Raw genomic sequence first — 24,703 nt, forward strand, 5'->3', positions numbered from 1 at the left:
CTCGCACGAGACATGCGCAAGCCAACTTTTACCAAAGCCACACATCCGTTCAACGGCGACTTTATCACGTGGTGTGACGACTGTGTGCATCTTGGTCTCGGCGAACTGTTCGTCGATCAGGCGATGAGTATCGCTGTGCTGAATGCGAAGAAGGAGGGAACGGCCTGTACGGTAACCAGAGAACAACTTCGATTCTGGGGTTACGACATCTACTCCAAGCAGGGCTGGGAGCACGACACGCTGATTCGGATGGGATTTAAGCCGATAGTCGGTGATTGGAGGGACAGTGCGGCCTGGCAAGGCTGCGTATTCTAGCGGGTGGGACCCCCGTCCGGGTAATCGCTAGCCACGAGCCCGGTATCGAGCCTTGTCGTGTCAAGTTAAATTCAGATCCTTGGAATCGGAACGGAGACCGTGAAATTGGATAGCGTTACCCAGTGGGTGAGGGGTGACCCAATTCCCATGAGAGGCGGCTAGCCACCGACTCTGTAGCGAACCTGCGTGCATAACCCGCAAGGGTGTGTATGAAGCCAGGTGTAGCGAGTGTGCAGGCCGCGTGACTGAGTTCCGAAAAGATATGGTTGTGGTCCATGAGGATAACCGAGCGCGAGCTTGGGAAAGCCGACGGCATCAAGGCGCCGGAAGGCTGTAGTCCTTGGAGCGCTAGGGCGAGCGACGAGGACACCACCGGGATCGACGAGCGGGGCATGTACACACAGGGGTAGCCTGGGAACTTGAGAGGACCGTCATCTCCTTGTGGAGAGCACCGGTGAGGCACGCCGGTCAAGAGTCGGGCCAGGCGCGGCCAGGGTCATCGTCGCACCCGGGCAGCGAACCCGCGAGGGGACACAAACGCAAGCGAACGAGCACAAGGTATCGGGAAGCGAGCTTGAGGCGAAGCAACCCGAGATGGAGAAACGGTCGTCTTAGCTGAGCATAGTACCGAAGGCTGAAAGTTGGAGAGCCGAGAAGGCGGGGAACCGAGACCCAAGGGACCCGCTGTAGGGAAGGCGACGCCGGGCATAACGTATTGTCGTGGGGAAAGATGAGCGGCACACAGAGGTCAATCTTCATCGAAACACCACTGCGGCAAATCGCAGAGCAAGCGATCGAGCATCCGGATCGGGTCTTCACAAGCCTGATCCACCGCATGGACTTGGACCTTCTACGCGAGGCCTTCTACGAACTGCGTCGAGATGGCGCACCGGGATTCAGTGGAATCACGGTCAAGGACTACGCCAAGGACCTGGAGGCCAACCTCGAGGACCTCCACCGGCGGCTGAGGACGCGGAGCTATGTGGCCCCGCCGATCAAGCGCGTGTGGATCGACAAGGACAACGGAAAGAAACGTCCGATCGGACTCGTGGAAATCGAAGACAAGATCGTCCAGAAAGCGGTATCGATACTGATGGGGGCGGTCGTGGAGCAAGACTTCCTGCCGATCTCCTATGGCTTTCGGGAGGGGCGCAACGCCCATGACGCCCTCGCGGACCTACGCGAGCAGTGCATGACGCACGGTATTCGATGGATCTATGACGGAGACATCACAGGATTCTTCGACAACCTTGACTGGGGCTGGCTAAGGGAGTTCATTCAGCGCCGGATCAATGATGGTGGGATACTTCGGCTGATCGGGCAGTGGTTACATGCCGGCATCATCGAGGGAGAAGAGATCAGCTATAGCGATAAAGGAACGCCACAAGGCGGGGTCATTAGCCCCTTGCTGGCGAATATCTATCTCCACTACGTACTGGATGAGTGGTTCGAGACTGAAGTCAAGCCACGGATGAGAGGGCATTGCTTCCTCGTACGGTTTGCCGATGACTTCGTCATCGGCTTTCAGAATGAGAACGATGCACGGCGCGCCATGGAAGTGTTGCCGAAGCGCTTCGGGAAATACGGACTACAACTGCATCCAGAGAAGAGCCGCCTCCTCGATTTCAGTCGGCCGGCGCGTGCACAAATGCGCGGGCGGGGAGCCAACACATTCGACTTTGTCGGATTCACCCACTACTGGGCGAGGTCAAGGCGGGGATTTTGGGTCATCAAGCGCAAGACCGCACGGAAGAAAGTCAGGAAGACGATCCAGGGGATCTGGGAGTGGTGCCGCCGGAACCGGCACCGCAACATTGAGGAGCAGCACCGCGTGCTGTGCTCAAAGCTGCGCGGTCACTACCAATACTTTGGCGTGCGTGGAAACTCGCGCGCCATGGCGGCGGTACTGGACCGCGTACGTCGTGCTTGGCGGTACTGGCTGCATCGGCGCAATAGCAAGAAAGCGATGCCATGGAAGAAGTTCGCGGCATTGCTGGAACGTCTGCCGTTGCCGAATCCCAAAATCCTCCACGCCGTCTGATCGTTGGCGGGGTAGCGAAGTTATGTGTCGGGAGTGGTGTTGCGCTCCTGATAACCGAGGAACCGGATGACCGAATTGGTCACGTCCGGATCTGTGGGGGGGATGGCTCAGTAATGGCTGTCTCTACCCGGACGGCGCGGCTGGTAACAGGCGCGTCGATGCGTAGGCACGAAAGCAGGCGAGGTGTAAGGGTAACGGGTGGAGCCGACCTTGAAGGTATTGAGCCCCGAAAAGAACATGGGTGAGTGCCGACGGGTTTGTCCCCCCGGCAGGCAACAGACCGTGACGCGCTGTGGCGAGTGGCACGGGAACTCCCCGGGGTCCGAGACCACATCGAGCCTGACATCGAGAGTACGCGGTAACCAGGGAGATCCGTGTATCGGTCCGCCGGAGGCGGGCACCCGCGAACAAGTGTCAAAAGCGAGGACGCGGGCAGCGATGCGCGGAAGTCGGAGCCACCTGGAGTAGCGTTGATACCCGGTAATGCGGGTGGAGCGAAGGGGTGGCGGTTTGAGACAACGCAAGAGTGAAACACGGCCCTACACCGAGAGGACTCTGACCGTGACCAGCAAGCTTGAGCGTTTCACACTGAAGGCGCACGCGGAGCCGCACACGCGGTTCACGTCCCTGATGGGCATGCTGTTTGACCCGGAGGGGTTGCGCGAAAGCTTCGAGCGCCAGGACGGACGCAAGGCGCCCGGAGTCGACGGGGTCAGGAAGGACGACTATGCAGTGGGTCTGGACGCGCGTCTGGAGGATCTGTCGGCACGGATTCGCCGTCTGGGGTACCGGCCTCTGCCGGTGCGGCGCACCTATATCCCGAAAGGGGATGGCCGCTATCGGCCGTTGGGGGTGCCGAGCTTCGAGGACCGCCTGGTCCAAGATCGCCTCAGCCGCATTCTTCAGGCCATCTGGGAACCGGAGTTTCGGGACTGTTCGTTCGGGTTTCGGCCGGGTCGCAGTGCGCACGATGCGCTGCGCCGGGTGGCCGAAGTGATCACCAACGGGCGCACGCAGTGGGTCGTGGAGGCGGACATCAAAGGGTTCTTTGACCATTTGTCACACTCCCACCTCATGGAATTCCTGGAGCACCGCATCGGCGATCCCAATCTGTTGCGGATCGTGCGACGGTTCCTGAAGGCCGGCATCATGGAAGACGGCGCGTTCACGGCCAGTGAAGAGGGCGCCCCGCAAGGGGGTCTGGTCTCGCCCGTGCTCAGCAATATCTACCTGCACTATGTGCTCGATCTCTGGTTCGAGAAACGGTTTGCGGGAATGTGCACGGGACGGGCGTACCTGATTCGCTACGCCGACGACTATGTGGCCTGCTTCGAGCACGAAGGCGATGCACGGGCCTTTCTCACCAAGATGACCGCACGTCTGGCGCAGTTCGATCTGGAGGTCGAGCCGAGCAAAACGGCACTGCTGCGTTTCGGCAGCGACCAGCTGGGTCGGACGCGGGCGGAGACGTCCGAACCGCGGACCTTCAGCTTCCTCGGCTTCACCCATTATGTCGGGAAGAGCCGGACGGGGCGTTTCGTCGTCGGGCGCAAGACCGACGGCAAGCGGGTGCGCAAGAAGCTCGCGCTCTTGAACGAGCGCTTGCGCGGGCTGCGGGCGCAAGGCGGACGGGCGATGGTGGCATACCTGATCCGGCATCTGCGCGGACACATCCAGTATTACGGTGTGAGCGGCAATAGCCGGGGCGTATCGGGTTACCTCTACGCCGCGACGGGCCTGTTGTTCAAATGGCTCAACCGGCTCAGCCAACGGCGTTCGTTGACCTGGAAGCGCTTCTACGCGGTCATCAAGCCCATGCTCCCGACGGCGCGGATCATTCACGACCTCTACCCCGTCCCTTGGTGGAAGACTCAAGCTGGGAGCCGGATGGTGTAACACTCCAAGTCCGGTTCTGCGAGGAGCCGGGAACGAACCGTCGTATGGCCGAGATCATGTGGCACCGCCGGGAAACCAGGCGGCAAACAGAGAACACAAACGTCAGCCTAACCGATGGCAAGGACCCGGCTTACTCTCCGATTCCCGTCCTCTTCTCGACTGAAAGGGAGAGCCAAGACACTCAAGTAACTTAGGCAAATGAAAAGTGCCTAGGGGATCAGCACTGAAAGTACGGGTGCGGAAACTACGCGTGAATACTGCTGGTGCCCGATCAAATGCACTAGTGCGTTCGGCAGTACCAATGGCGTGGCTGGGATGCCCTTTCCCATGTTGAGACATGTCGGTCAAGATCTGTATGATCGGGGCGGAGTGAAGTTTTTGCTGACAGGTCGAAGGTATGTCGATGCAACCAGGAGATAAAATCAGGCTGAAAGCGAACCCCGGACGGATTGGGATTCTTGGCAACGAGACCGACGGCCCCCTCCATCGGTTGCGGGTGTTAGTTCATTTCCTTGACGGTGATGAGCAGTTCATTCTTCAGGGCTCACTGGAGAAGGTCATCCATGGCGCAGCCGGAGCTTATGCAATGATTCAGGCCGGCCGCTACGGCCGGGTCACCGATCTGCGCGGTGCCATCACCTACTACCGTCTGAGTGGGCGACTTGCCAATTTGATCTACAGCCTCAACACCACAAATACCGATTTCCTTGCCTATCAGTTCAAGCCGGTGCTTCAATTTCTCGACTCCCCTTGCAACGGAATTCTGATCGCCGATGAGGTGGGACTCGGCAAGACTATAGAGGCTGGTCTCATCTGGACCGAGCTACGGGCACGTGTTGATGCGCAGCGCCTGCTGGTGGTATGTCCAGCGATGTTGCGGGAGAAATGGCGAGAAGAATTGATCGATCGCTTTGGTGTTCAGGCCGAGATCGTCAATGCGCAGGTACTACTTGATCGACTGGCGTCGCTGAAACGTCGACCTCAACAACAGTTCGCGCTGATCGCCAGCCTCCAAGGTATGCGCCCGCCTCGGGACTGGAACCCGGACGATCACGCAGAGACGTCTCAGACGCCCGCCGCGCAACTGGCGCGTTTTCTTGCCGACTCTATGCTCGATGACGCCTTGCTCGATCTGGTGGTCGTGGACGAGGCTCATTATTTACGCAACGCGGAGACCCTAACACATCGTTTCGCCCGCCTCCTGCGACCGGTCACCCACAACCTGGTCATGCTTACGGCGACCCCGATCCAACTGCGCAGCCGTGATCTGTACACGCTGTTGCACTTGCTCGATGAAGATGCCTTCCCTTATGAGAATTCCTTCGAGCAGACCTTGCGCGCCAATGCGCCTGTGGTCGCCCTGCGCGATCGAATTTTAGGCGGGAAGGTGACCCAGACCGATTTCGAGTCGACAATACGGGAAGCGATCCAAAGCCGAATCTTCGGCGACAACGAGCAGCTTGACTATCTCCTTCAGAATCCGCCAAGCGACGAGGAGTTACTGTCACCACGTGGGCGAGCGGAGATCAGTGAGCAACTCGACCGGATCAATCCACTGGCGAAAGTAGTGACGCGGACACTGAAACGTGATGTGCAAGAGATGCGGGTCCAACGCACGCCGGTAACCATACGTGTGGAGATGAACCCGACGGAGCGCGAGTTCTACCTCCAGGTGACCGAAGCGGTACGTGATTTCTGCGCCCGATTTGCCGTCTCCGAGGGTTTCATGCTGACCATTCCCCAGAGGCAGATGTCGAGTTGCATCGCCGCAGCTTGTCAGGGGTGGATCGAGCGGGCGGGCGACATTGATGAAGAGGAGCTGGAGGAGTCTGTCTTTGAGTTGTTTGGAGATTCGGACGAACCCGCCCAGAGACCCACTCTGGGGCCACTGTTGTTGACCCTGGTCGGCATTGCGCGCCGGGTCGGGGATGATCGTGTGCTAAAAGCTGGGGACACTAAGTATGCCGAACTGGTTGCAAACATCAAACGCTATTGGGAGAACTATCCGGGCCACAAGATTATCCTCTTCTCTTTTTATCGCAAAACCCTGCACTACCTAGCTAAACGGCTTGCGTCCAATGGGATACTGTCGGTTGTGTTACACGGGGGCATGGACAAACAAGCGGCATTGCGCCGTTTCGCCGCGCTCGACGGTCCAAACCTTTTGCTGTCGTCTGAGGTCGCCGCAGAGGGCGTGGATCTTCAGTTTTCCAGCTTGTTGGTTAACTACGATCTGCCGTGGAACCCGGCACGCATCGAGCAACGCATTGGACGAATCGACCGAATCGGGCAGACAGCCGAGCGGATTCTGATTTGGAACTTCATCTATGCAGACACCATCGACGACCGGATCTACAACCGATTACTTGTCCGTCTGGATGTATTCAAGCAGGCGCTGGGCAGCGTAGAGGCGATGCTCGGCGAGGAGATCCGCAAACTGACCTATGAGCTGTTGTCCCACAAGCTCACGCCTGAGCAGGAAATCAACCGCATCGAGCAAACCTGCCAGGCGGTCGAAAATACCAACCGTTTACAGGCGGAGCTGGAAGAGGAGGCTACCCGACTCATCGCGCATGGCGAGTTCATCCAGAACAAGGTGCGCGCCGCTCGCGAACTGGGGCGCTATTTGCGCGGAGAGGATCTGTTGGCCTATGTCCGTGATTTTCTGGAGCGGGATTATCCAGGCACCCGGATGCTCGCCGCTGATGACAACCACCTGGAGCAGACACTCGAACTTTCAACCGAGGGACGAGTCGCCTTTGCCGAGTTTCTGTCCGCCCATCAGTTGGGAGCTACGGGCATTCTGGCATCTTCACCACCACGGCTGTTATTTGAGAACCGTCTCGGCCGCGTTCAGCATCAAGTGGAGCGCATTACCCAGGATCATCCGCTGGTGCGGTTCGTGGCCTTGATCATCGCTTGGTCCAAAACCCAGTGCAAACGTAGAGATAGGGCCGATCTTTGCTTGCTAATCAGCGCCTTACGCCGAGATACCATGCTCCCGTCGGCTGGGCGGACCAAACGATGATCGAGGCCCGGTTCGTCAGCGAGCGTCTGAAGCTCGCAGGGTGTGGTCCGCTGTATTGCCCGGTTTCAGCCGTGGAGCTGCAAGCCCAGATCCTCGGTCCGGTCGAAGCAGGGATCTATGTTTATGCCGTCGCCCGTTGGACCGTCTCCGGCGCTCGGGAGATCGAGCGGCTCGACTATCTCGTACGACGACTCGATGGGAAACGCATCGACGGTGAGCAGGCTGAGTCTCTCGTCAATATTGCCGGCCTTGAAGGCAAGGACTGGTTGGGTGCCATGAACAGCCTCGATCACGCCCTTGTCGCCGACGTGCTGGATGAGTGCCGGACCGAGCTGGAAGCGCGTTTCCGGGCGTTCAGTGAAGCTCAGGCGCGCGAGAACCGTGACCGCGTTAATATGATGGTTAATACCTTGCAGCACCATCTCGATCAGAAGCGTCAGACACTCAATTCTCGTATCAACGATTTTCAGCGGTTCGGGACGGATCGGCAGCGGCGTATCATTCCCGCTCTAAGCGGGCAACTGAATAAGCTGCAACAACGTATAGAAACGAAGATAAAGGAACTGCGGCTTAAGGAAAAGACAACAGCTCAGGATAGTTTAGTGTCGGGTGGAGTAATCCGGGTAATCTAAATCAATGTCGCTGGAGCCGGACGATGGCTAACTCAATGAAAGACGCAATGAGCAAGGCGCAGAGCGAAACAAACCAGCAGAAGTCTAAGGCGGCCGCGGTGCCTCCCAGAGAGTCGGTGCCGAGATCCAAGACTAAACTAGGGTTCCTTGACGAACAACTTTCTGCGCGCGTGAGTCAAGTTTAAGCCGGCGCAAGTTTGGCCTGCTCGAACAGGTCCGCGAACGCCTGTTGCAGCCGGCTCATGGCGGTGGCGATGGGCCGGTTGGGCGCCTTCGGGCAGCCGTCGAACAATTGGGACAACCCCGGTCGCAGGATGCGGCTGTGGACCTTGGTGAAGAACAGGGCGACCCGCAGTCCGGCATCGGTGACCCGGTAGCGATGGCTCTGCGGGATCCGTTCGATGAGGCCATGCAGGCGCAGTCGGCGCAGATCGTAGGTCATGCGTCCGGGTGAGTAGGCGTCCTCGGGCACCCCCAAGGCTTGGGCCATCCAGGTGCGCATCCCCGCGTGTCGGAAGCCCTCGGGCAGGGTGAGGAACAGGCACAGGGCGGTGAACAGCGCCAAGACCCGCGGATCGTCCAGGTGCAGCCCCGGGGCGCGTTGCCCGCCGACCACCTGCGGTTGGGTGACCTGATCGAACACCCCCTCGGCCAGCAGACAGTCCTGGCTGAGCGTCTCGACCTCGAGCAAGCGACGGTTGGCGGCAAAGCCGATGGCCCGCAGGGCGGGCAGGTTGTTCAAATTCCGTCCGATGCCGAAGTCGTGGGTGTTGTTGATCGTGGTCTCGGTGCGCAGGGCCCGACCTTCCTTGAAGTACTGCTTGATCTTGGAGGACTTGTAGCCGACATGCAGCGAAGGGATAACCCCTTGGGTGATGACGCGGGTATGAAAGCTCCCCGGCGTGCGTTTGGTGATCCTCCGGTTGAAGATCAGGCTGACCTTCTCGGGCCGTCCCAAGTCGAGGTTCTCGCGGATGACCTCCTCGAACAGATGGCGTCCGGACAGCGGTCGGTCGAACACCTGCGTGCGGGCGAACTCCGCCTGCAGGATGGAGAGTTGGAAATTGTAGCCGGCGGCATGGTCTTCCGCCGTGAAGGGATCCGGGAGCCGTCCCAACCACTTGGCCACCAGTGCGGCGATCGTCGCCTCGTTCAGGTCATCGAGGATGCGTTGCGCACGGGCCGGTTCGGCGCAGCTGAGCAACCCGTTGTCCAGCGCCTCGAAGGCAATGCCCGCCTTGGCCAACTGGCGTTTGACGTACTCATGACCGTTGAGGCAGACCCGCGCGGTGTAGGGAAAGTAGGAGCAGAACTTGATGAACAGGGGGCCGAAGTCCGCATCCACCAGATAGAAGTAGAAATGGTTGCACATCACCGTCCCGCGCGTGAACCAGGGGTACGGCTGGCCGGTGTGGGTGCTGATTTTCTTGATCATGCGGAAGCTGGCAAACCGTTCCTGAGCCTTGCCGATGTACAGGACACCCTCGGGTTGAGCGAAGTCGCGGAGCCGCTCGCGGGTCATGTCGTCTTTGCGCTGTCCCTTGGCGAAGGTCACGATCTCCACGCCCTCGCGTTGCGCAAACCCCTCGATCGCCTTGACGAAGGCGTGACTGATCGGGGCCATCAACACCGTGGAGGCGACCTTGGCACCACGATGGACCTTGAAGAAGTTGGCTACCCCGCCGCCGGTCTGCAGCCGCGGTTGATACAGGTTGAGATACAGCCGGTCGATTCCTTCGAGATCCAGCGTGACCCGATCGTTCAGCAACTCACCGACGGTTTGGTCTAACATGATGGCAGGCCCCGGTTGACATCTTGGCCACGCGCCACACGCCGCTACGTGCGGCTACTATCGGAAGTTTAGCCTTCCGTTGCTCAACCGGGGCCGCCCAACGCCGGGGCTCACCCCATGACTCGTCGGTCTGAGGCGAAGCCTCGCTAGATATGGATCGGTTTAAAGAAGCGGTCCGAAAGGCGGAGCCAAAGAAAGGTACCAGCAAAGTCACTCGACAACCGCCCAAGGGACAAATTGTCCTCAAAACGCATGCGATCCAACCGACACAAACAAAACCACCGCCGAGCCCAATGAAAGACGCCTATCGCTTAGAGGTGACCGACAAGCCCAAACTAGCATTCAAGAAGACTCGGCGTCACCAGACGCCATTGATCGATTACAACTTCATGCAAGAGAATGTTGCTCAATGCCATGGACTGACGGCCAACGACGAACGGGAGATCGTCATTGGGCTAGATTTCGGCACATCAAGTGTAAAAGTCGTCATCGGTGACTCCGCCTTGGGTCGTGCCTTTGCTGTCCCTTTTACGAACGAAGCTGGTATTACGCGTTACCTACTTCCTTGTTGCCTGTATCAGACCGACGACGTGTTTTCCGTGCAGTCAGGTAATAAAGTATATCGCGACTTGAAGCTCGCCCTAGTTGCCAATCCAACGGAATTGGAGCTTCAGGAACCGGTAATCGCCTTTCTAGCCTGCGCGATTCGATACTCAAGGACTTGGTTATTGCGAGAACATTTGGATAAGTATTGTAACACGCGTATCTTCTGGAAACTCAGAATTGGTCTACCAGTTGCTCATCGACTTGACGAGACGCTCGCACCCATCTTTGAGAAGATCGCTCGAGTCGCCTGGTTGGTCGCCGGTAACGCAGGGGCAATCACGAACGGCAGAATCCGTTCGGCGGTGAAGCGTCAGGAGACGCTTCGGGCGTGTCCCGAACAGATTTCAGAAGAAGAGGACGTCGATGTCGATGTGGTGCCAGAGATCGCCGCACAGATCTATGGGTTCGTGAATTCCCATCGTTTCGATCGCAAAGCCCGTAACATTTATCTCATTGTGGACGTCGGCGCCGGCACTATCGATTCATCGCTTTTTCGGGTCAATCCCGCTCGGGGTGGCAAATGGGATTTCGAGTTTTTTACTTCGGCCGTTGAACCGAATGGCGTCATGAACCTTCACCGTCATCGTATCAACTGGTGGCAGGAAGCGTTGCAGAAAAGTTCCAACTTCACATCCCTTTATTCGTGCTTGGATGACCTGAAGTTTCCGACTGATCGAGAAATCGCGATTCCCGAATCGTATTCAGCATACTTTGATGGAATCAAGGTTGATTTTGCGGCCTTGATCATCGATTGGTCCACTGTTGCTAAGCCGCCACAGGAACGAGGTAAGGCTGCCTTGCCGGGCGCGGTCGTCGTCGGGCCGGTCGGGCGGGCCAGGGCATGCGCTCGAGCACCTGCTCGAACAAGGATGGGTGGGGTTGAGCGAAGAAGCGCTCGGCGGCCGTGGTGCCGTCGGGCCGCTTGATCGCAAAGTTGTGCAGGGCGGTCAAGACCTGCTGCTTGCGCGGACTGAGTCGGTGATGCCCGTGCTGATAGAGCGCGAGGAAGCCGTTGCGTCCCTCGACACAGGAGCTGCTGCGCTGGAACAGATCGGCACACTCCCCGGCGACCTGCTCGAGATGGTGACGGGTCTGCGGATCCAGCGACTGGATCGGGTGCGAGGGCTGCCTCAGCGGGGCGAGACGCTGCGCACTCAGTGCTCGGAGTCGATGACGGGGCTCGGCGCGGGTGCTGCGTGCGGCGACGCGCTCCAGATAAAGCGCCGGGATCAGATCGTCGAGCATCGCCTGCTCGATGGCCGGTGCCAGGTCCAGCGCCTGCACCCGGGTGTTGACCATCATGAAGAAGAAGGTCAGCGTGGCGACGAGGCTTTGAGTCAGGCGCTTCGCCTTGGCCAGATGTGCGCAGAGACGCTCGGAAAGATCCGCTTCCTCGGCGATCGCCTCCAGGCGCGCAAACAGCGTTCCCAGACGCGCCTCCAACTGCTCGGGGGTTTGCGCCTGTCCCTGTTGGATCTCGTAGGGATGATCGACCTCGCTGAACGCACCGATCAGGGCTTTGGCCTCGGCGCGGTGCGCGTGGGCCTGCTCGCGCGCAAGGCTGGCTTGGACGTAAGCGCTCAGCGCCTCGTCGATGCGCGCGGCGAACGCCGGCGGGCGCCCGGGGCCGTGGCGGCGCCGATGATAGGCCTGCTCGGCGGCGCATTCGTCTTGCCAGCGCGCCTTCGCCTCGGTCTCCGCCGTCTCGGCCTGTTGCTCGGCGCGCTTCAGCGACAGACTCATCGCCTGGCTGACCTCATGCTGCAGATGAAACAGGTCCGTGGCATGGTGTGCGCCCAGATCACGCTCGACATGCGCCAACAGCCCCTTGGCCTCATCGCTGGTGCCTTGCACCACCGTGACATTCAGCCCCTCGAGTCCACCCTCGAGCGCCCGTGTCCAGGCCGCCGCCGAGCGCTCATCGCTCCTGTGCTCGAGCAGGATGAAGTTCGAGACCGCATCGATGCCCACCAAACGCATGCCGTCTTTCCACGTCTCATCTTCGGCGATGCTCAGTGTGCGATGGGGCATGGCTTGGGCCAGCGTCCCGCGCAGTTCGGTGGCGGCGGTGACGATCTGCTCCTCCAAGCCGGCATGGAACGCCTGCTGCGCACCGTAGGAGGCGCCGATGAATGCCGACAGCCCACTGCGCTCGAGAAAATCGCAGACCACGCGCACGCCCGCGCCGCCCTGCTCGCCGATGCTCCAGTGCGCGGCAACCAGGATCCGGCGCAGCCACACCACGCCCTCGGGCGTCTCGACGAAGGCCGACAGCGCCGCCGGCGCCGATGGCGCAGGGGACGCGTTCCAGTGACGCAGGGTGCTGCGCGCCACGCCGGCGCCGCTGACCGCCGCGCGTTGACTCTGCCCATCCTGCTGGGCTTGCGCCACCGCATGCAGGTGCTTGGCGCGATCCAAGCGATCGTGGATTGGCGTGGGGCGTCGATCTGCACTAGAGTCGACACAGGCAGGAGCATCGGACAACGGCGTTTCCCTCGGTCAGTTTGCACTTCCAAGGGTACGCCTCCCCGGCGCTCCTGCCACTCCTTCAGGATGCTTGATCGCCTACCGAAACACGCGGTTTTGGACCAACCGATGATCAAGGCCGATTTTGCAAATGATAAACAAGCTCCAGATAGCGTGTTCTTCGGGAAAGTGTTAACTCAAGTTTCCACGAGTACCTATATGAGAGCCTGGGGTACTGGCTTAGTGGAAAATTCGCTATTAAAAGGCGTTCCTACCTTCTACTGTGGTGGGGGTACGCGCATGAAGTTCTACAACCGGCTTCGCGAGCGTCTGCGGTCTGATCCGGGGTTGAGTTGGTTTGGCTTAACACCTTACAGGATTGAGCTTCCCAGTAGACTCCAGGCTCCTGGGCTTCGCCTTGACGATTACGATCGTCTCACCGTTGCCTACGGGTTAAGTTTTCTGGAAGTGGGAAGAATCGTTAAAGCGATACCGAAGGCGAAACTACACATCCCGCCGGTCATGACGTGGCGAGAGAACTATACGGATAAAGACTACTGCTGACTGTGGATGAGGTAGGCTCGGGTCGATCGTTACTGCGCCGTCGTTATCAACCTTACTATTTCCGGCGCCTGGTTTGTGCGGGGGATTCCAACGGCGGAAGTAAGTGGCTCTTTAGGGCGATGGTACGCGTTGAGAGTGAGCGGTTTGTTGGTGTGGATCACGGACCATTATCTTCCTATCCGCACGATTCAGAACGGTTCCCGAACGACGCTACAGAACATTGTCGTGTTCGTACTGGTCACGAAAATAGCAATCGTTGGTACTGTTGGCTTGCTGTCAATCTTCAAACGTCGGATCGATATCTCCCTGTTGCCAAGGACGCTCCGCTAACTTAGTGATGGTTGAAGCATGCAAATCAATCTCCCATTTCTGTACTTCTCGTACCGTCACGTAGCCATTTTTATGTGCATTTGGGTGACGAGTCATTTCGAAGATGCAGCCTGTTCGAGTCTTATCCCAGTTGTAGGCGCGGGTTTTGATCTTTGCAGCGCTAATATCGCAGACCGCTCGTGAGTTAATGTACTCTACGGAGAACTGGGCGACTAGGTACTTGAGTCGCTCGGGTATACTTTCGCCAGCTACCCAAAGCGCGTGGCGTTGACATAGCTCCCACACCAATGCCTCCTTTTATTGCGAGGCACAAAGCCAATTGTACCTCTCCATTGTCAGGTGGGCACTAATTCCTTGTGCTGGCATTCCAGGTATCGTTAGTGCGCCAAAACTCTTACACGCCCGTGACATGCAACCTGGTATACAGCACGCTTCATTGATCATGATTGCTCCCCTTGTTCGATAATATTTAGACGGTCCGAACCTGACGGAATTGTCTCCGACGTTTTTGATGTCGTGGGTGGTCACAGAGTTACTGTACTTCTTCGGATTCGAGATCAAGCCGGTTACAAAGGTACGAATGTTATCAGTATCCCATGACCCTCTAAAAACGGCGGATCAGTATTAGATTCGTAAGATCGACAATCATGCAAAACCGCTGAATAAGTACATCGCCGTTACTCCGTGGATTCAAGCGACGAATATGTAGATATAACTCTGCATACATTCGCCGTTCAATCCAGGAGTTCAACAATGAAACGTGTTCCCCGCTCTGTTACGTTGGAACCGCAAACACTTCGACGTGCCGAACTCTCGCCAGACGAACAGTCCCTAGTCGAAAAGGCCATTCAATGCCTTGAACGCACCTATCGCGTGAAAGGCGTTGCAATGACCAGTCCTGAAGCCACACGCGATTATCTCAAGCTGCATCTATACGGCCTTCCGTATGAAGTCTTTGCAGTCATGTACCTGGATAACCGTCACCGTGTCATTCGTTACGAAGAACTCTTTCGGGGCACCATCGACGGTTCAAGTGTGCATCCCCGTGAAGTGGTACGTAAAGTGCTGACCACCAATACCGCCGCCGTGATTTTCGCACACAACCATCCCACCGGTGTTGCGGAGCCCTCCCAATCGGATCTTCGAATCACTCAACGACTTCGTGAGGCGCTCTCGCTGATCGATGTGCGTGTACTTGATCACATGATTGTCGGCGACGGCAACATCGTGAGTTTGGCGGAACGCGGTCTTCTGTAGCCGTTTCTCCAGCCGCATCGAATGTTTTCAACAAGCGTTCTTCCGAACGCTTTCTTTTTCAGGATATCTGGAGTCAACCGCGATGCTGCGATTTCTGCGTTGGTTCGCCCTGTTTCTGGGCGTGTTGGTTGTACTGATACTTTGGCAACATTCGCAACTGGCCATATTGGCGTTGACGCGAATCGACCCGGTGCCCGAGACTCGGGCAATGATGTCGGAAGATCGGTATGCCGAAGCGGCCGATAATCTGGCGTTTTTTCTGGATTATGACTACGTTCGCAATGATCCGACAGCGTTGGAACTGAACGACGACATTGCGGCGATTCGGGGAAGTCTTATCTACCAGGCGAAAAAGGTGACCGAGGGGTTTCTACAAGGCACCAGCGACGAAACACTGGGTCAGGTGACAGGTGTGGTGACGGATCTTCTGGTGATCGGGGACATTCGAGATCTCGTAGTTCAAGGTGGATACTGGGTCCGTGGAGATTCCGTAGACCAGGTAATCGTTGCACTGTCGACTATTGGGTTGGTAGCAACGGCGAGTCAGTTGGCAAGTTCGTTTGCGACAGTCGGATCGGCCGGAACTGCGGCACCGACTGTTGTCGGCAGCAGCATGGTAAAATCGTCGATCACAACACTGAAACAGGCTCATCGGTTCGGTCATCTACCGGGATGGTTGAGTGAAACGCTGATTTCCAGTGCAAAGACGGTACGCCAGACCGGAAATATTGACGCTGTTGTCGAGCTGATGGACAACGTTCGGCGCTTGGCTGCGGTGCGGGGAGGGTTGGAATTGCTGAGTCGCACTCGGGGTGCCGAGTCTCTGTCTCGGCTCGCCCAGATCAGCGAGACCTTCGGGAATGCGACCCGGACGTTGTTTCGTCTGGGGGGCGACACCTTCGTTCGCAGTGCACAACGTGCACAGCATGCCGAAGGGGTTCGGCTGGCGGCAACCTACGGCGTCGAGGGTCTGCGTCAGCTCGATCACGTGGGACCGACTCGGTTCGTCAAGTATTCGGCGAGAAGTGCGAAGATTCTCTACCGGGGTGACGTCGTTCAAAGGATAGCCCGTCTACTGATCAAATTACCGGATGGGTTACTGTACGGTGTTCTGATTCTGACGAGTTTTCTGTGGCTACCTTGGCGTTGGATGTGGCGTCGGATGTTGACCGTTTAACGAGGGTTACGCGAGACCGTGAATCACGGTCTCGCTTTTTGTTGTGGCGAATGGACGGCAAAAACCCCGAAATTTCGCCGAAGGATGAGCATTTTCTTTTTTCGAGACATCGGATCAATGGCAGAATCATCTTGCTTTCCACATTAGGCCCACGACTGATGGCAAGCCATGAAATATAAGAAGTACTCTAGTTCCAGTGTTGTTCAACGAGATCGGATAAAATCAACGATCATGCGGCTCTGTCGTTTTTTGACGAAATCGGTAAGTTGAGTGATTTCGCGGGTGTTGCTTGACGACATCAAGAGCAAGTAGGGGCTTTCGGGATTCTCGCTCGGTGTATGGACGTGGAGAGATACAACATGGGGTTCACGACAGGTGGTCTCTTGCTGCGTGAATCTGTTCGGGTTGGTGCGCTCTTTCGTGACCTCGGTGACTGGGACGCCGTTCGCGCTCAGGTTCTCCAAGACAACCTTCTGCAGACCCGCAAGGCCAGTAGTGCGAAGCGTTTGGCCCGCGAAGTCGTCTTTCGCCTTCGGCAGCTTGGCCGTGAAGAACTCGACCTGCTCGATTCGGCTGGTGTGCAGGACCAAGTAAGTCTTGTCTGGATTGCCATCTGCCGCCGGTTCGCGTTCATCGCCGATTTCATGGCGGAAGTTGTCCGTGAGCGGTACCTCGCGTTGCGCAACGATCTGGCCTATCCCGATTTCGACGCATTTCTCGAAGCCAAGAGTGGTCAGCACCTTGAGTTGGCCGAGATCTCGCCGTCCACCAAAGCCAAGCTGCGGCAGATCTTGTTCCGAATGCTTCGCGAGGCGCACCTGCTGAGCAACGACAACCAGATCCTGACACCCACGCTAAGCCCGGAACTGGCGACACTGCTCTTGGCAAAGCGCGCGGCAGAAGCACGCTACTTTCCCATTGCCGAGAGGGATCTCAGGAGTCTCGCGAAATGACGTCCGACATTGCATCCATGCCCATGCAGGACCGCTTTAACCATCTCCTCGGGGTCATCTCCGGTAGGCGGTTCCTCAACAAGCAGGGGTTGGGCAACGAGGTTCCATTCTTCATCTGCCCGTTCAGGCCGGAAGAGGCGGTCGCGATGGCCAGGTTGCAACGGCAACTCCAGAACAAGCTCGACCAGACAGGTGTGCGAACACTCGACATCAATCTCTACGATCTATCCATCGAGTTACTCAAGGAACGCGGCATCTTGGACCAGATCATCGAAATGGAAGCCTCTGTTTCGAAAGCGGAACTGAAGGAACTGCTCCAGGGCGTGCTCGATCCGGAGGCCCATCTGGTCCCCGCGATCGCGAAGCGCATGAATGACGCCGAATTCGATGTGATGTTCATCAGCGGGGTGGGCGAGGTGTTCCCCTACATCCGTTCCCATAACGTACTGAACAACTTACAGAGCGTCGCCAAAGAAAAGCCGACTTTGATGTTCTTTCCCGGCGCCTACACGCACTCGCTGGAAACCGGGGCATCGCTCGACCTGTTCGGCCGATTGCGCGACGACAAGTATTACCGGGCCTTCAACATCTACCACTACGACGCCTGATCAGCAGAGATAGCCAGCTATGACGACACTTAGGGACATTTTCGCCAAGCCGATCGATCGTGCTATCGAAGGGGTCATCAAGGCCGATGACGACGCCAGCCTGCGCTTGGAGGTCGAGGAGTACGTCCTGACCAACGAGGTGGAGAAGCGGCTTGAGAGCTTTCTCGACGCCTACAACAATTACGAAGGCGCGAACGGCGTCTGGGTGTCAGGCTTCTTCGGTTCCGGTAAGTCGCACTTGCTGAAGATGTTGGCGTTGCTGTTGGAAGACCGCGAGGTCGATGGGGCCTCCACCCTCGATCTCTTCCTCCCCAAATGCGGCGACAACGAGATCTTGCGCGGCGACATCAAGCGGGCCGTGGCCATCCCGTCCAAGAGCGTCCTGTTCAACATCGATCAGAAGGCCGATGTCATCAGCAAGACCCAGATCGATGCCTTGTTGGCGGTCTTCGTCAAGGTCTTCGACGAGATGTGCGGCTACTACGGCAAGCAGGGGCACATCGCTCAGTTCGAGCGTGATCTCGACGGTCGCGGTCTCTATGCGGGTTTCAAACAAGCCTACGAAAAGATCGCCGGCCGCGCGTGGGAGACGGGCCGTGAACAGGCGTTGCTCGAATCCAAGAACATCGCGAACGCCTATGCCGAGGTTGCGGGAGGGGATGCAGCCGATGCCACGGGCATCCTCGACAAGTACCGCAGTGAGTACCGCGTCGCCATCGAGGACTTCGCCCAGAAGGTCCAGGCATACCTTGATCAGCGGTCAAAGGACTTCCGGCTGAACTTCTTCGTGGACGAGGTCGGGCAGTACATCGCCGACAACGTCAAGCTGATGACCAACCTGCAAACCATCGCCGAGAGCCTTGCCACCAAATGCCGAGGCCGGGCTTGGGTCATCGTCACGGCGCAGGAAGACTTGAATACGGTTGTCGGCGAGATGACGCAGCAGCAGGGCAACGACTTCTCGAAGATCCAGGATCGCTTCAAGAACCGGATGAAGCTGACCAGTGCCGACGTCGCCGAGGTCATCCAAAAGCGTCTGTTGGCCAAGAACGAAGCGGGCGTAGGCCAGTTGTCGGACACCTACCACGTAGAGGTCAACAACTTCAAAACCCTGTTCGGCTTCGCGGACGGCTCCCAGACCTACCGCAACTTCCAGGATCGCGATCACTTCATCCACAGCTACCCGTTCATCCCGTACCAGTTCCCGCTGTTCCAGGCCGCCATCCAGAACCTGTCCCAACACAGCGCCTTCGAGGGTAAGCACAGCTCAGTAGGTGAGCGCTCGATGCTCGGCGTCTTCCAGCAGGTTGCCGTACAGATCGGTGACCGCCCGGTCGGCCGGTTGGCGACCTTCGACCTGATGTTCGAGGGCATTCGCACGGTCGTAAAGGCGAACATCCAACGCGCCATTCTCCAGGCCGAACACCATCTCGACGATGCGTTCGCCATTCGCGTCCTCAAGGCACTGTTCCTGGTCAAGTACGTCAAGGAGTTCAAGCCGACCATCCGCAACCTCTGCGTGCTGATGCTCGAAGACCTGGATGCCGACCTGCCCAAGCTGGCCAAGAAGGTCGAGGGCGCGCTGAACCTGCTCGAACAGCAGACCTACATCCAGCGCAACGGCGAACTCTACGAATACCTGACCGACGAAGAAAAGGACATCGAGCAGGAGATCAAGAACACGGAGGTCGAGACCAGCGACGTCGCCGATGAGCTGCAAAAACTCATCTTCGACCAGGTGTTGCGGGCTAAGAAGATCCGTTTCGACAAGAACGGTCAGGACTACGCCTACTCGCGCAAGCTCGACGACCGGCTGCACGGTCGGGAACAGGAGCTGGCCATCCACATCGTCAGCCCGTTCCATGAGCACGCCGACAACGAGTCGATGCTGCGCACGAACTCGACCTACAAACAAGACGAGCTGTTCGTCGTGCTGCCCCAGGAAGACCGCCTGATGCGCGACATCCTGATGTTCAAGAAGACCGAGAAGTACATCCAGCAGAACGTCTCGGTCACGCAGCAGGAATCCATCAAGCGGATTCTGACCGACAAGGGCTTCCAGAACCGCGACCGCTACAACCAGCTCAAGGACCTGGTCGGCTCGCTGTTGGGCAAGGCCAAGCTGCTGGTCGCCGGGAGCGATGTTGAGGTCAGCTCGGAAGACCCTGAAAGCCGCATCAACCGTGGCTTTCACGAACTGATCGGGCGTGCCTACCCCAATCTTCGGATGTTGCGTGGCATTACCGTCACCGAAGCGGATGTCGGCAACTACCTGCGGCACTCCAAGGACGGTCTGTTCGGCGGCGATGCCACCAGCCTGGCCGAGTCCGAGCAGGAATTGCTGTCGTTCATCCAGAGCAACAGCCGTGGCGGTGTGCGTACCACGCTCAAGAGCCTGATCGAAAAGTTCGAGCGCAAACCCTACGGCTGGTACTACGCCGCCATCCTGTGCAACCTCGCCAACCTCTGCGCACGCGGCAAGCTCGAAGTGCGTGCCGACAGTACATTGCTGGAAGACGACGCGCTGGAACGGGCACTGCTCAATACCCACGGCTACAACAACGTGGTGCTCGAACCGACCGTCGAGTTCACTGCCGCCCAGGTGCGACGACTCAAGGAATTTTTCGGGGACTTCTTTGATGCGCCACCGTCATCCGGCGAGGCCAAGGCGCTGGGCAAGGAAACCAACGCCAAGGTGCAGGCGCTGATGACCGAACTCGACAGGCTCCACGCCCAGGCGGACCGCTACCCGTTCCTGAACGGCCTCGGACCGGTCCTCGCCAAGCTCAAGGACCTCGCGTCCAAGCCCTACACCTGGTACCTCACCGAGATCTCCCGCGAGGAAGACGCGCTGCTGGACATGAAAGAGCAGCTCATCGACCCCGTCCGCAAGTTTATGGGCGGCTCCCAGAAGGCAATCTACGACGAGGCAAAGACCTTCCTCAAGGACCAGGACGCCAACTTCACCTACGTCGATACCCCGGAACTCGAAGAGGTTCGCAGCACGCTGTACGACCCGCAGTGCTTCAAGGGCAATCGCATCCAGCAACTCAAGGCCAAACTCGACGCACTCAAGCAACGGGTGGAGCAGCAGGTTAGCCAAGCACACACCAAGGCGCAGGGCGTTCTCGACGACCTGCAGCGGCGCCTGCACAACATGCCCGAATACCAGAAGCTTCCAGCCGAGCGCACCGAGGAATTGAACGCACCGTTCAAGGAACTGCAACACCATATCGCACAACAGAAGTTGATCGCCGTGATCAACGACCGGCTGCGCTACTTCGAAGAGCAGGGCTATCAGAAGCTGCTCGACAGGATGTTCGACCTGCTCACACCCAAGCCGGAACCGGGGCAGGACACGGATGGCGTAAAACCTGCTGCGGTCAAGGAGCCGCGCCCGCAGTATGTCGCAGCCAGGCAACTGCGCGTGCCGTTCGACAAGCCACTGCTGAGCACGGCGGAAGATGTAGAACACTACCTGGTACAGCTTCGTACGGTGCTGATGGAGCAGGTCCAAGCCGGAAAACGGGTGCAAGTCTGATGGAAACCAGCAAACTGAAGAAATTCGCCCAGGCCGCACGCCGTTCGCTACGCGAGCAGGTCACCGCGAAATTGGCGTTGGTCCTCGGTGCGGAAAGCGCAGCACGACGGGAACGCCCCGAGGCCGTCAAGAAACTCGAAGAGGCGATCAAGAACCACGGTAAGGATCAGGTCATCGAGCGGGTAGCCTATATCTGGTTCAACCGCTTTTGTGCCCTGCGCTTCATGGATATGAACCGCTACACCCGCATTGGCGTGGTGTCCCCGGCGGACGGCCAGTCCCAGCCCGAGATCCTGGCCGAGGCCAAGATGGGGCATATCGACGAGGATCTGGCGGACCAGAAGACAAGGCAACACATCCTCGACCTGCTCGCAGGCAAGGCACCCAGCCTCGATCCGCAGGGCGAGGCATACCGGATACTGCTCGTGGCCTCCTGCAACGACTGGCACAGGGCCATGCCGTTCCTGTTCCAGCGCATCGACGACTACACCGAGTTGTTGATGCCGGACGGATTGTTGGCGGCCAACTCGATCCTGGAAGCGACCCGCGAGGCGATGACGCCGGATGCCTGCGAGGATGTCGAGGTGATCGGCTGGCTCTACCAGTTCTACATCTCCGAGAAGAAGGACGAGGTGTTCGACGGCCTGAAGAAGAACAAGAAGATCACGCCCGAGAACATCCCCGCCGCCACCCAGCTCTTCACTCCGCACTGGATCGTGCGGTACCTGGTGGAAAACTCCCTCGGCCGTCTGTGGTTGCTGAACCGTCCCGGCTCCAAGCTGATCGAGCAGATGGACTACTACATCAAGCCCGAGCAGCCGGAAACCGACTTCCTGAAGATTGGCAGCCCGGAAGACATCAGGATCTGCGACCCGGCCTGCGGTTCCGGTCACATGCTCACCTACGCCTTCGACCTGCTCTATGCCATCTATGAGGAGGAAGGCTACGAGCCCGCCGAGATCCCGGAGAAGATCCTCACGAATAACCTCTACGGTATCGAGATCGACGAGCGCGCTGGAGAGCTAGCCGCCTTTGCCCTAACCATGAAGGCTCGCGCCAAGCAGCGCCGGTTCTTCAACAAGGGCGTCAAGCCAAACATCTGCGTGCTAGAAAATGTCCGCTTCGACGAGGACGAGCTGAAGGAGTACACGGATTTTGTCGGGCGCGACCTGTTCACGGCACCGTTGAGAAGCACCCTGCGTCAGTTCGAAGAGGCCGACAACTTCGGCTCGCTGATTCCTCCGGATGTCACCGACGTGGACGGGATGCTCAGGATTCTGGAGTCAAAGAATGTCTCTGGGCAGCTGTTTATCAGCATGACTCATCAAAAGGTGCTGCAAGCCCTGCGGCAGGCTGATTACCTGAGCCCGAAATACCATGTGGTGATTGCCAATCCGCCTTATATGGGTGGCAAGGGGATGAATGGGAGACTGGCAGCGTGGCTTAAGGATAACTACTCCGATGTGAAGTCTGATCTGTTTTCCGCGTTCATGGTACGAAACACAGAGCTGGCATTGCCGAAAGGCCAGCTAGGGTTTATGTCACCGTTCGTGTGGATGTTCATCTCGTCCTTCGAGAAGCTACGTAGTTTTCTTATCAATCAGAAAACCATCACATCCCTAGTGCAGTTGGAATATTCGGGTTTTGATGGTGCTACCGTACCTATTTGTACCTTCACAGTTGAAAATGCCCACAACCCGGATTTCGGGCCTTGATCATCGATTGGTCCACTGTTGCTAAGCCGCCACAGGAACGAGGTAAGGCTGCCTTGCCGGGCGCGGTCGTCGTCGGGCCGGTCGGGCGGGCCAGGGCATGCGCTCGAGCACCTGCTCGAACAAGGATGGGTGGGGTTGAGCGAAGAAGCGCTCGGCGGCCGTGGTGCCGTCGGGCCGCTTGATCGCAAAGTTGTGCAGGGCGGTCAAGACCTGCTGCTTGCGCGGGCTGAGTCGGTGATGCCCATGCTGATAGAGCGCGAGGAAGCCGTTGCGTCCCTCGACACAGGAGCTGCTGCGCTGGAACAGATCGGCACACTCCCCGGCGACCTGCTCGAGATGGTGACGGGTCTGCGGATCCAGCGACTGGATCGGGTGCGAGGGCTGCCTCAGCGGGGCGAGACGCTGCGCACTCAGTGCCCGGAGTCGATGACGGGGCTCGGCGCGGGTGCTGCGTGCGGCGACGCGCTCCAGATAAAGCGCCGGGATCAGGTCGTCGAGCATCGCCTGCTCGATGGCCGGTGCCAAGTCCAGCGCCTGCACCCGGGTGTTGACCATCATGAAGAAGAAGGTCAGCGTGGCGACGAGGCTTTGAGTCAGGCGCTTCGCCTTGGCCAGATGTGCGCAGAGACGCTCGGAAAGATCCGCTTCCTCGGCGATCGCCTCCAGGCGAGCAAACAGCGTTCCCAGACGCGCCTCCAACTGCTCGGGGGTTTGCGCCTGTCCCTGTTGGATCTCGTAGGGATGGTCGACCTCGCTGAACGCACCGATCAGGGCTTTGGCCTCGGCGCGGTGCGCGTGGGCCTGCTCGCGCGCAAGGCTGGCTTGGACGTAAGCGCTCAGCGCCTCGTCGATGCGCGCGGCGAACGCCGGCGGGCGCCCGGGGCCGTGGCGGCGCCGATGATAGGCCTGCTCGGCGGCGCATTCGTCTTGCCAGCGCGCCTTCGCCTCGGCCTCCGCCGTCTCGGCCTGTTGCTCGGCGCGCTTCAGCGACAGACTCATCGCCTGGCTGACCGCATGCTGCAGATGAAACAGGTCTGTGGAATGATGCGCGCCCAGATCACGCTCGACATGCGCCAACAGCCCCTTGGCCTCATCGCTGGTGCCTTGCACCACCGTGACATTCAGCCCCTCGAGTCCACCCTCGAGCGCCCGTGTCCAGGCCGCCGCCGAGCGCTCATCGCTCCTGTGCTCGAGCAGGATGAAGTTCGAGACCGCATCGATGCCCACCAAACGCATGCCGTCTTTCCACGTCTCATCTTCGGCGATGCTCAGTGTGCGATGGGGCATGGCTTGGGCCAGCGTCCCGCGCAGTTCGGTGGCGGCGGTGACGATCTGCTCCTCCAAGCCGGCATGGAACGCCTGCTGCGCACCGTAGGAGGCGCCGATGAATGCCGACAGCCCACTGCGCTCGAGAAAATCGCAGACCACGCGCACGCCCGCGCCGCCCTGCTCGCCGATGCTCCAGTGCGCGGCAACCAGGATCCGGCGCAGCCACACCACGCCTTCGGGCGTCTCGACGAAGGCCGACAGCGCCGACGGCGCCGATGGCGCAGGGGGCGCGCTCCAGTGACGCAGGGTGCTGCGCGCCACGCCGGCGCCGCTGACCGCCGCGCGTTGACTCTGCCCATCCTGCCGGGCTTGCGCCACCGCATGCCGATGCTTGGCGCGATCCAAGCGATCGTGGATTGGCGTGGGGCGTCGATCTGCACTAGAGTCGACACAGGCAGGAGCATCGGACAACGGCGTTTCCCTCGGTCAGTTTGCACTTCCAAGGGTACGCCT

The 24,703-nt window shown here is 58.8% G+C and carries 17 protein-coding genes; 13 read left to right on the top strand and 4 right to left on the bottom strand.

The genetic code is table 11. The features are described 5' to 3' along the window. Positions 1-12: 12 nt before the first annotated feature. The 6 genes from BDD21_RS10225 to BDD21_RS10255 all read left to right on the top strand — a co-directional run bounded on the left by BDD21_RS10225 (position 13) and on the right by BDD21_RS10255 (position 7,912). Positions 13-315 (top strand): hypothetical protein, encoded by a 303-nt coding sequence (locus tag BDD21_RS10225; protein WP_120797093.1) that lies wholly within the window; start codon positions 13-15, stop codon positions 313-315. A gap of 275 nt (positions 316-590) precedes the next feature. Beyond that, a complete protein-coding gene (locus tag BDD21_RS29025; protein WP_281269124.1) occupies positions 591-725 on the top strand; it encodes a hypothetical protein in 135 nt (44 codons plus the stop codon). A 320-nt stretch (positions 726-1,045) separates the two neighbouring features. After that, positions 1,046-2,356 (top strand): group II intron reverse transcriptase/maturase, encoded by a 1,311-nt coding sequence (ltrA, locus tag BDD21_RS10230; RefSeq protein WP_120797094.1) that lies wholly within the window; start codon positions 1,046-1,048, stop codon positions 2,354-2,356. A gap of 561 nt (positions 2,357-2,917) precedes the next feature. Next, a complete protein-coding gene (gene ltrA / locus BDD21_RS10240) occupies positions 2,918-4,252 on the top strand; it encodes a group II intron reverse transcriptase/maturase (RefSeq protein ID WP_120797095.1) in 1,335 nt (444 codons plus the stop codon). 397 nt (positions 4,253-4,649) lie between these two features. After that, the gene (locus BDD21_RS10250) at positions 4,650-7,280 is read left to right on the top strand and encodes an SNF2-related protein (protein ID WP_245969515.1); all 2,631 of its coding nucleotides are present in this window, start codon (positions 4,650-4,652) and stop codon (positions 7,278-7,280) included. Next, positions 7,277-7,912, top strand: coding sequence for a hypothetical protein (locus BDD21_RS10255; RefSeq protein ID WP_211335022.1), 636 nt, complete (start codon positions 7,277-7,279; stop codon positions 7,910-7,912). Before BDD21_RS10250 ends, BDD21_RS10255 begins: the two co-directional genes overlap by 4 nt. A 181-nt stretch (positions 7,913-8,093) precedes the next feature. Here the strand turns inward: BDD21_RS10255 and BDD21_RS28575 are convergent, their stop codons facing one another. Together BDD21_RS28575 and BDD21_RS10265 are read right to left on the bottom strand one after the other, a co-directional pair. Further along, positions 8,094-9,704, bottom strand: coding sequence for a hypothetical protein (locus tag BDD21_RS28575; RefSeq protein WP_245969410.1), 1,611 nt, complete (start codon positions 9,702-9,704; stop codon positions 8,094-8,096). 1,371 nt (positions 9,705-11,075) lie between these two features. Further along, positions 11,076-12,728, bottom strand: coding sequence for a DUF6399 domain-containing protein (locus BDD21_RS10265; protein WP_120795595.1), 1,653 nt, complete (start codon positions 12,726-12,728; stop codon positions 11,076-11,078). Positions 12,729-12,905: 177 nt separating this feature from the next. Here BDD21_RS10265 and BDD21_RS27415 point away from each other — a divergent pair, with 177 nt between their 5' ends. Continuing rightward, positions 12,906-13,340: a hypothetical protein gene (locus BDD21_RS27415; protein WP_147431046.1), complete on the top strand. Its 435-nt coding sequence runs from the start codon at positions 12,906-12,908 to the stop codon at positions 13,338-13,340. Between the two features lie 276 nt (positions 13,341-13,616). On the opposite strand, the gene BDD21_RS27420 is transcribed toward BDD21_RS27415, so the two are convergent. Beyond that, positions 13,617-13,955 (bottom strand): hypothetical protein, encoded by a 339-nt coding sequence (locus BDD21_RS27420; protein WP_147431047.1) that lies wholly within the window; start codon positions 13,953-13,955, stop codon positions 13,617-13,619. Between the two features lie 468 nt (positions 13,956-14,423). On the opposite strand from BDD21_RS27420, the gene radC reads away from it, so the two are divergent. The 6 genes from radC (at position 14,424) to pglX (ending at position 22,921) form a co-directional block, all read left to right on the top strand. Then, complete coding sequence (gene radC / locus BDD21_RS10270; protein WP_120797096.1) at positions 14,424-14,927, top strand: RadC family protein; 504 nt, start codon at positions 14,424-14,426, stop codon at positions 14,925-14,927. 82 nt (positions 14,928-15,009) lie between these two features. Then, a complete protein-coding gene (locus BDD21_RS10275) occupies positions 15,010-16,104 on the top strand; it encodes a hypothetical protein (protein ID WP_120797097.1) in 1,095 nt (364 codons plus the stop codon). A gap of 359 nt (positions 16,105-16,463) precedes the next feature. Beyond that, the gene (locus BDD21_RS10280; RefSeq protein WP_211335023.1) at positions 16,464-17,057 is read left to right on the top strand and encodes a DUF1819 family protein; all 594 of its coding nucleotides are present in this window, start codon (positions 16,464-16,466) and stop codon (positions 17,055-17,057) included. Beyond that, on the top strand, positions 17,054-17,665 hold the full coding sequence (locus BDD21_RS10285; RefSeq protein ID WP_170164727.1) for a DUF1788 domain-containing protein: 612 nt from the start codon (positions 17,054-17,056) through the stop codon (positions 17,663-17,665). The genes BDD21_RS10280 and BDD21_RS10285 overlap by 4 nt, the downstream gene beginning before the upstream one ends. Positions 17,666-17,684: 19 nt before the next feature. Further along, on the top strand, positions 17,685-21,206 hold the full coding sequence (gene brxC / locus BDD21_RS10290) for a BREX system P-loop protein BrxC (RefSeq protein ID WP_120797099.1): 3,522 nt from the start codon (positions 17,685-17,687) through the stop codon (positions 21,204-21,206). Next, positions 21,206-22,921 (top strand): BREX-1 system adenine-specific DNA-methyltransferase PglX, encoded by a 1,716-nt coding sequence (gene pglX, locus BDD21_RS10295; protein WP_120797100.1) that lies wholly within the window; start codon positions 21,206-21,208, stop codon positions 22,919-22,921. The genes brxC and pglX overlap by 1 nt, the downstream gene beginning before the upstream one ends. A 21-nt stretch (positions 22,922-22,942) precedes the next feature. On the opposite strand, the gene BDD21_RS10300 is transcribed toward pglX, so the two are convergent. Beyond that, positions 22,943-24,595 carry a DUF6399 domain-containing protein gene (locus BDD21_RS10300; protein WP_120797101.1) on the bottom strand — a complete coding sequence of 551 codons (1,653 nt, stop codon included), beginning with the start codon at positions 24,593-24,595 and terminating at the stop codon, positions 22,943-22,945. Positions 24,596-24,703 lie beyond the last annotated feature (108 nt).

The organism is Thiocapsa rosea, assembly GCF_003634315.1.
GTDB lineage: Bacteria > Pseudomonadota > Gammaproteobacteria > Chromatiales > Chromatiaceae > Thiocapsa > Thiocapsa rosea.